8 protein-coding genes are annotated in these 7,971 nt (G+C 70.0%); 4 read left to right on the top strand and 4 right to left on the bottom strand.

What is annotated here, in order from left to right; translation table 11 throughout:
- Positions 1 to 95 precede the first annotated feature (95 nt).
- On the bottom strand, positions 96 to 641 hold the full coding sequence (locus JKJ07_RS35645) for a hypothetical protein (protein ID WP_236030407.1): 546 nt from the start codon (positions 639 to 641) through the stop codon (positions 96 to 98).
- 68 nt (positions 642 to 709) lie between these two features.
- Here JKJ07_RS35645 and JKJ07_RS35650 point away from each other — a divergent pair, with 68 nt between their 5' ends.
- From JKJ07_RS35650 to JKJ07_RS35660, 3 genes are read left to right on the top strand one after another with little or no spacing between them, the layout of a single operon-like run.
- Entirely contained in the window at positions 710 to 1,567 is an 858-nt protein-coding gene (locus JKJ07_RS35650) for a LysR family transcriptional regulator (protein ID WP_202996345.1), read from the top strand.
- Between the two features lie 58 nt (positions 1,568 to 1,625).
- The gene (locus JKJ07_RS35655; RefSeq protein WP_202996346.1) at positions 1,626 to 3,503 is read left to right on the top strand and encodes a hypothetical protein; all 1,878 of its coding nucleotides are present in this window, start codon (positions 1,626 to 1,628) and stop codon (positions 3,501 to 3,503) included.
- Positions 3,504 to 3,537: 34 nt separating this feature from the next.
- Entirely contained in the window at positions 3,538 to 4,524 is a 987-nt protein-coding gene (locus tag JKJ07_RS35660) for a LacI family DNA-binding transcriptional regulator (RefSeq protein WP_202996347.1), read from the top strand.
- Between the two features lie 20 nt (positions 4,525 to 4,544).
- On the opposite strand, the gene JKJ07_RS35665 is transcribed toward JKJ07_RS35660, so the two are convergent.
- The 3 genes from JKJ07_RS35665 to JKJ07_RS35675 form a co-directional block, all read right to left on the bottom strand.
- Positions 4,545 to 4,874 (bottom strand): ArsR/SmtB family transcription factor, encoded by a 330-nt coding sequence (locus JKJ07_RS35665; protein WP_202996348.1) that lies wholly within the window; start codon positions 4,872 to 4,874, stop codon positions 4,545 to 4,547.
- Positions 4,861 to 5,295 (bottom strand): SRPBCC domain-containing protein, encoded by a 435-nt coding sequence (locus tag JKJ07_RS35670; RefSeq protein WP_202996349.1) that lies wholly within the window; start codon positions 5,293 to 5,295, stop codon positions 4,861 to 4,863. Before JKJ07_RS35670 ends, JKJ07_RS35665 begins: the two co-directional genes overlap by 14 nt.
- 94 nt (positions 5,296 to 5,389) lie before the next feature.
- A complete protein-coding gene (locus JKJ07_RS35675; RefSeq protein ID WP_202996350.1) occupies positions 5,390 to 6,454 on the bottom strand; it encodes a class I SAM-dependent methyltransferase in 1,065 nt (354 codons plus the stop codon).
- A 115-nt stretch (positions 6,455 to 6,569) separates the two neighbouring features.
- Between JKJ07_RS35675 and JKJ07_RS35680 the strand changes: the two genes are divergently transcribed.
- On the top strand, positions 6,570 to 7,971 hold a 1,402-nt coding region (locus JKJ07_RS35680), incomplete at its 3' end, for an AfsR/SARP family transcriptional regulator (RefSeq protein WP_202996351.1).

Raw genomic sequence — 7,971 nt, forward strand, 5'->3', positions numbered from 1 at the left:
ACGACCGACCAACGGCCGCGGCGCCACCAGCCTGAAGGTGCCCATCCACCCACACGACCGACCAACGGCCGCGGCGCTACCGGCCTGACGGGTGCTCATCCACTCGGACTACTTATCGCCGCCTCGACCTCCGGCCAGGTCGAAGTGTGCTGCACCCACGGCGGCGCCGGTGTTCGTTGCGGACCGAAGAGGTAGCGGTGCGGGACGATTCCGCGCAGCGCCTCGTGCACATCGAGCTTGTCGTCCACGAAGTGCGTGATGCCCAGCTCCGCGCAATGGATGGCCTTCTCCGGACGCCGCAAGCAGAAACGCACGTTGTCGCGCGGAATGCCGGTGCGCCCGGCGAAGTCGTGATGGTCGAGCCACAGCCGCGTGCTGCGCCGCACCCGCTCGCCGCACTTCGAGACCAGCCACACCTCGTCGAACTGGGGCACGAGCCGGGCGAGCGTTGCGAACGCCTCCGGCATGGCCGGTGTGGCCAGCATGCGTGCGGTGTCCCCGCTGAAGAACTGGGTGTCTCCGCCGCCAGGGCTGCCGCCGCCGATGATCACCCGGCCGATGTCGACGCCCAGCCGTCGATGTCGCTCGCCCGTGCGTTCCTGCGCGTTCCGTCGTTCTCGGGATGTCATTCGCTCATTCATGCGATCAGCCTGAGCCGCGCACCACTAAAGCAGAACTAGCCTCTGCCCGGTGGCTATAGTTTGCGGTTATGAGAGCCTCGGCCGACGCGCTTGCCTCGTTCGCGGTCTTCGCCGATCACCTCAACTTCACGCGCGCCGCCGAGGAACTGCGCATCTCGCAGCCCGCCCTGCACGTGAAGGTCCGCAAACTGGCGGAGTCGCTCGGTCGTCCGCTCTACCGCCGCGACGGCCGCAAACTGGTGCTCACCGCCGACGGCGAGGCGGTCGCCCGATTCGCGCGCGACCACGATGAGCGACTTGCGCATTTCCTGAGCGAGTTCGCCGGCGCCGCGCAAGCCCGCCCGGTCGTTCTCGCCGCGGGCCAGGGCGCCTACCTGTATCTGCTCGGCGACACCATCCGCACGATGCTGACCGACCAGCCGACCCGGCTCCGCCTGATCAACTGTGACCACCGCCAGATGCTCGCCGCCGTACGAAGCGGCCGCGCCCACGTCGGCGTGAGCGTCCTCGACGTCCTCCCCGACGACCTCAGCGTCGCTGAACTGGCCACGTTCCCGCAGGTGCTGATCGTCCCGACCACCCACCGCCTGGCCCGGCGACGCTCGGTGACCCTGCGCGACCTGGCCGGCGAGAGCCTGGTGGTGCCCCCGGCCCACCGCCCCCAGCGGGTCCTGCTCGAACAGGGCCTGCGATCGGCCTCCGCCGACTGGACAGTGGCGGTCGAGGCGGAGGGCTGGCCCTTGATCACGCACTTCGTCACGCTCGGCGTCGGCCTGGCCATAGTGAACGGTTGCGTCCCGGTCCCCCGCGGCTTCACCGCCAAGCCGGTCACCGACCTTCCCTCGGTGACCTACCACGTCGTTCACCAGCCCGAGGCCGTCAACGACCCCCGGGTAGCGACCCTCCTGAGCCACTTCCCCTGGTAACCCTTGTCTTGCCCGGGTGCACGGATGGCTGAAGAGGTGGACAAGGGCGAGCCGAAAGTTGAGTCGCGAGCCGCGATGGTTCATTCTGGCGCGCATGCTTAATGCCCCTTTTGTCCGTTACAAGCGTCAGCGACTGGTTGCCGGCGGCGAATCAGACTGGCGTGATCTTGGACAGGAGGGGCGTCGCCGGAGGCCACTGGCCGGTGTCGCGGTGGCCAGTGTTGTGGTTCTGACCCTCGTAGCGCCCACCGAGCCCGCTCAGGCCACGCCGCCTGCTCAGGCCACGCCGACGCCCAACGTCGACGCCGGGTTCGGAACTAACGGCATCACCACCGTCGCGGGCAAGCCGGTGGACACAATCGTCGACTCTTCCGGCCGCACCCGCCTGCTCACGACCGATGCCATGGGAGTCGCACGGCTGACGACGCTCACGCCGAACGGCACCAAAGAGCGTGCGGACGTACTGCCGTTCGCCGGGCTTCTAGCGACCGGCGCGGATGGCTCAATCACCGTTGTCGCCGCGGCCCAACCCGGCATCCGCGTGCATCGCGTCGGCGGCGCGACGACCACGGCGCTCACCAACCGAACGATCGAGCTTGTCCAGGCGGTCACCGTCCGCCAGAACGGCACGCTGATCGTGCATGCCGTCGACCAGGGCACGACCCCGGCGACCCATCTCCTGGCCGCGATCAGGCAGGACGGTTCCCTCGACGCCTCCTGGGCCGCCGCCGGGCTGCTCGAGACGAAGGACGACGTCCGGGCGATCGCGGCGACCGGCAACCAACTGCTGACCGCGACAAAGACGAACGTCGTTCGCTACACGGCCGCCGGCACTCCCGAACTGGCTCTGCACACCCTGCCCACGGGATTCGAGCCGTCTTCGATGAGCGCGACGTACATCAGCGGCCGCTCGGCGAACAGGATGGCCGTAGTCAAAATCCTTCCGACCGGTGCGCGCGACACGTCGTTCGGCGCCGACGGGCTGGCGCTCGGAGCCGCTCACGACTGCTCGCCCACTGCTCGCAGCGCATTCACCACGAGCACCGGCGCGGCCGCGGTCGGACACAACGGCGACTGCGGGGCGAGCCGGGTCTACGTCCAGCGCTTCACCGCGAACGGCAAGGACGACGGCGAACTGATCGTGGACCAGGTGGGCACCCAACGAGCCCGCGGCAACAGCGGTGGCGGGGCACAGGCCGGCGGCCGCACGATCGTCACGTTCGAATCCTCTGACGGCACGACCAGCGCCGTACGGCTGTTTCACACCACCGTCGTCCCCGTGTTCACCCCGCTCGCGCCGGCCCCCGTGCTGATGCCCACCCAGGTGGGGCCGAACAAGGAAGTGAACGTCACCGTCCGGGGCACGAACGCGTCGGCCGTAGCGCTGGACGTCGCCGTGGCCCGCGGCCGAGCCTCGGGCGGCGTTCTGGCCTACCCGAAGGGCACCAAGCCGCCCGCCCTGGCCACGAACCTGCACAACGCCGGACAGACCGCCACTCAGCGCATCGTCGTGCCGCTGAACAACACCGGTCAGATCACCTTGCGCAACGCGTCGAGCGGTTCTGCTCATCTGGCCGCGAACCTGGTCGGCTGGTACCGCGCGAACGCCTACTTCCCGGTCACCCCCACACGCGTACTGAATGCCCGGGGTTTGAAGGGGCGCAATGCGATCGCCTTCGCCGTGGCGGGACGCGCGGGTGTGCCCACCACGGCCAAGACCGTGCTGGTCAACCTGTCGGTCAACGGGGTGACCAGCGCGGGAAGCCTCAAGCTGGACCCGGCGAGCACGGCGATCCTCGCATCGCACGGGCCGAATCAGCCCGGCAACGCGACCGCTCGCGTGACCCTGGGCACACGCGGCCGGATGACGATCGTTAACAACGCGCCCACCTCGGCGAATGTCATGGTGGACGTCATCGGCTACCTGAAATCCTGATGGCTGCGGCGCGCGCCGTCCCTACACTTGCCGGATGGCACAGAGGAGAACGACGCTGGCCGACGTCGCCGCGGAAGCAGGCGTGTCGAAGGCGGCGGTCTCCCGGGTGATCAACGATGCCCCCGGGGTGTCGGCGCAGACCCGCGAGCACGTACGCCAGGTGATCACGAACCTGGGTTACCGGCCTGATCCGGTCGCTCGCGCCCTCGCGTCCGGTCACGGCGACGTGGTCGAGCTGGTCATCGTCGACGAAACGTCGGTGTTCGGCACAAGTCCGTATTACGGCCGCGTCACCGCCGGCATCCTGCAGGAGCTCGCGGGCAGCAACGCGCAACTTCGGGTGCACGTCGTCGACGAGTCGAACATCGCCGCCCTGCTCGAACGCATCGCCACGACGGTCAGCCTCGGCGTCCTGCTCATCAACGTGCCGCCCGCGCTGGCCGAGGGCTTCTACCGCCGGTGCGACCGGGTGGTCACGATGGGCCCGACGGTGCCCGGGCTCCCGTTCGTCGGGCTCGAGAACCCCGAGGGGGCGTACGCGGCTGTGCAGCATCTGCACGAAACCGGGCGCCGCCGGATCGCGGCGTTGCACGGTCCGGACGGCAACTCGTGCGCCGAGGGCCGCCGTGAGGGTTACCGTCGCGCGGTCAAAGACTTCGACCTGCCCGAGATCTCCGCGACGGGCAAGTTCCGCCGCGAGGCCGGCTACGAGCTGACCCAGCGCCTGCTCGCCGAGAGCCCCGACATCGACGCCATCTTCGCCGGCTGTGATCTGCTGGCCACGGGTGCGATGCAGGCACTGAGCGACGCCGGCCGCCGCATCCCGCAGGACGTCGCGGTCGTCGGCTTCGACGACAGCGTGATCGCCGCCTGCGCGAACCCGCCCATGTCGTCGGTGCACCAGCCGGTCGAACAGATGGCCGCCGCGGCCACCCGGGCCCTGATCAACCGTCAGATCGTCCAGCACTGGCGCTGCGTCTTCCCGGCCCAGCTCCAGATCCGCCAGAGCACCGCCCCCTGACCGACCCGCTGCCGCGCCGGCTATTGCAGCCGGTCGCGGAGCGCGGCCAGCGGGCCGTCCCAGTCCCGGGCCAGGGCGGCCAGGAACTGCTGGGCGATCTTCATGGGGGCCGAGTCCAGGCGGTAGCGGACGCGGCGGCGCTCGCCCGGCTCGGCTACGACCAGGCCGGCGTCGGCCAGCAGGGTGAGGTGCTTGGCCACGCCCTGCCGCGTGATCGGCAACTTCGCTGCCAGGTCGGTGGCCGTGGCGGGGCCCCCGGCCGCGAGTTCGGCGAGAATCGCCCGCCGGCTCGGATCGGCCAGGGCCGCGAAGACCTCCTGCGCCACGGACTCCAGGTCAGAGTTTTCCATCGAGATACGCGACCAGCTCACCCAGTTCGTTCGTCCAGCCCTCGGTGTTGCCCGAGAACGCCGTCTTGTGGTCGGCCTCGGGCATCTGCGCGAAGCCGGTTTCGACCATGGTCAGCGTAGTGCCGGTCGCCGACGGCACCAGCGTGAACTCCACATAGGTTCGGCGCGGGTCACCCTCGGGCAGGCCGTAGATGGGCCAGGTGTAGGCGAAAACGGTGGTCGGCTCGACCCGTTCGATCGTGAGCGTGGCGGTGTCGCCGCTGCTCCAGGTGAGTTTGGCCTGGCCGCCGACCCGCAGGTCGACCTCGGCGGTGTTGCCGAACCAGGTGCCCAGCCCTTCGGCCGTCGTCAGCGCCGCCCACACCTTGCTCACCGGATGCGCGATCTCGAGCGTTCGCTCGATGCGATCGGGAAAAGCCATGTCCGTCTCCTTAAATAGCAACTGGATGGTTGCCACCAAAGTATGGCAACCATCCAGTTGCGTCAAGTCCCGCGCTGATCGGCCGCGGTCGAGCCTACGGCTGGACGTGGAAGACCAAATTGAACGGCGTCTCGGCGACCCGGGTGAACGAACCGAAGCCGGCCACCGCCGCGACCGATCGCAGCCGGGACTCCCCCGCCTGCGCCCCCAGCGCCGTGCCGACCTCCTGCGACAACGAGTTCGGCGTGCACAGGAACGTCGAGGCGCCGTAGTAGACCGCGCCCACCGGATTCAGGTTGGCCTCGACCTGATCACCCGCGAACGGCTCGACCAGCAGCAGGCTGCCGCCGGGAGCGATCCGGTCGTGCAGATGGCGCAGGGCACCGACCGGATCGCCCATGTCGTGCAGGCAATCGAACAAACAGATGAGGTCGTACGTTCCGGACAGCTCGGCGGCCCGGCCCGTCTCGAACCGTGTGCGGTTGCCGACGCCCGCCTCGGCTGCGCGTTCGCGCGCGGAAGCGATCGAACCCGCGTGATAGTCGATCCCGACGAAGGTCGACTCCGGGAACGCCTCGGCCATCAGGACCGTCGACGCGCCGAGCCCGCATCCGACGTCGGCCACTCGCGCCCCCGCGCGCAACCGATCGACAACACCGGGCATCGCGGGCAGCCACGACTCCACCAGGTGCGCGTGATAGCCGGGCCGGAAGAAGCGCTCGCATCCCTCGAACAGGTCGCTGTGGTGCTCGTGCCAGCCCACCCCCTCGCCCGTGCGGAAGGCCTCGATCAGGCGGTCGGTCGAGCGCACCGCCGCCAGCATCAGCTCGAAGCCGCCGATCACGCACGCGGGGCTGGTCTCGTCGGTGAGCGCTATCGCTTGCTCGGCCGGCAGCGAAAACAAGCCCTCACCCTCGTACGCCACGTAGCCGCCCGCGGCCTGCGCACAGAGCCATTCCCGTACGTAACGTTCGGCCGTTCCCGTCCGCGACGCGAGCTCGCTCGCGCTCATCGGACCCGCCCCCGCCATCGCTCGATACAGTCCGAGTTTGTCGCCGATCACCGTCAGTGCCCCGTTCAGCTGCGCGCCGAAGTCGCCGACCGCCTTGAACACGAACTCCATGAGCCGTTGCTCATCCACCGCTGTCGTAGCCGTCATGACCTTGTCCCCCTGAGAAGTAACGAACATCGACGCGCAAGGTAGTGACGACGATTTCCGTCAGCTGTCCGCTTGTTGTCCGCACCGGGGACCTCCCGGGTGGACAATTTCGCGCATGCCCGCCGACCTGCGCATCCACCTGCTGGGCGGCTTCCGAGCGGAAGTCGCCGGTCGTGCGGTCGCCGACAGCGAATGGCGGCGCAGCGGCGCGACCGCCCTGGTCAAGGTCCTCGCCCTGCACGGCCGCCGCCTGCACCGCGACCAGGCCGTCGACCTGCTGTGGCCCGACGCGGACCCGGCGCTGGGCACGAGCCGTCTCAACAAGGCCCTGCATTTTGCGCGCCGAGTGCTCGGTAGTGAGCGTTTGCTGCTGCGCGACGACATGCTCGTCCTCGAGCCGACCGGCCTGTGGGTCGATGTGGACGACTTCGAGCAGGCCGCGAACAGCGGCGACGTGGCCGGGGCACTCGCGCTCTACACCGGGGACCTGCTGCCGGAGAACAGATTCGACGCCTGGGCCGAGTCCCGCCGCACGCGGTTGCGCGAAACTGTCGTGCCGTTGCTGATCGAGCGCGGCGGCCGGGCCGACCTCGAGCGGGTGGTCGAGCTCGATCCGTTGCGCGAGGAGGCGTACGCGGGGCTGATGCGTCTCGAGGCGGCGCAAGGTCACCGGCATCTGGCCGTGCGCTGGTACGACCGTCTGGCCGAGACGCTGCGGGCCGAGCTGGGCGTGGAGCCCAACGACGACGTGCAGCGGCTGCATGCGAGCTTGACGCCGCCGGCCGCCGAGCGTCGCGTGCCCGAGGAGCGCAAGCTCGTCACAGTCCTCGATGCGGACCTTCGCGGCGTACGCGGGGCGGCCGCCGACGCCGACCCCGAGCGCGCCCGCCGCGAGATCGCCGGCTGGACCGCCCTGCTCACCGAGATCGTGACCCGATGGGGCGGCGCGGCCCAGCCCGTGATCGGCGGCGGCGTGATCGGCCTCTTCGGCTACCCGATCGCACGCGAGGACCATGCGGCCCGCGCACTGTGGGCCGGCCACGAGATCGTCGGCCGATTCCCGCTACCCATCCGCCTGGGCGCCGACACCGGCGAGATCATCGCCCCCAGCACATCCGACGGCACCCTGCCCCACCTGGGCGGCCCGGTCCTCGACACCGCGGCCCGCCTGCGAGCCACCGCCGCCCCCGGCACCCTCCGAGCCACCGACCGCACATGCCAAGCCGCCGCCCCGCACGGAACGTTCAAGTTCGCCGACGAAGACCCCGAACCGACCCGCGCGAACACCCGAACCGGATCACATGAACAGGCGAAACACCGCGCTACGACCGAAGCCGGCACCACGGCTGGGGCTGTGACCACGGCCGAGGCTGTGACCACGACTGAGGCTGGGACCGCGGCTGGGGCCGGGACCGCGGCTGGGGCCGGGACCGCGGCTGGGGCCGGGACCGCGGCTGGGGCCGGGACCGCGGCTGGGGCCGGGACCGCGGCTGGGGCCGGGACCGCGGCTGGGGCCG

Source organism: Paractinoplanes lichenicola (assembly GCF_016785085.1).
GTDB lineage: Bacteria > Actinomycetota > Actinomycetes > Mycobacteriales > Micromonosporaceae > Actinoplanes > Actinoplanes lichenicola.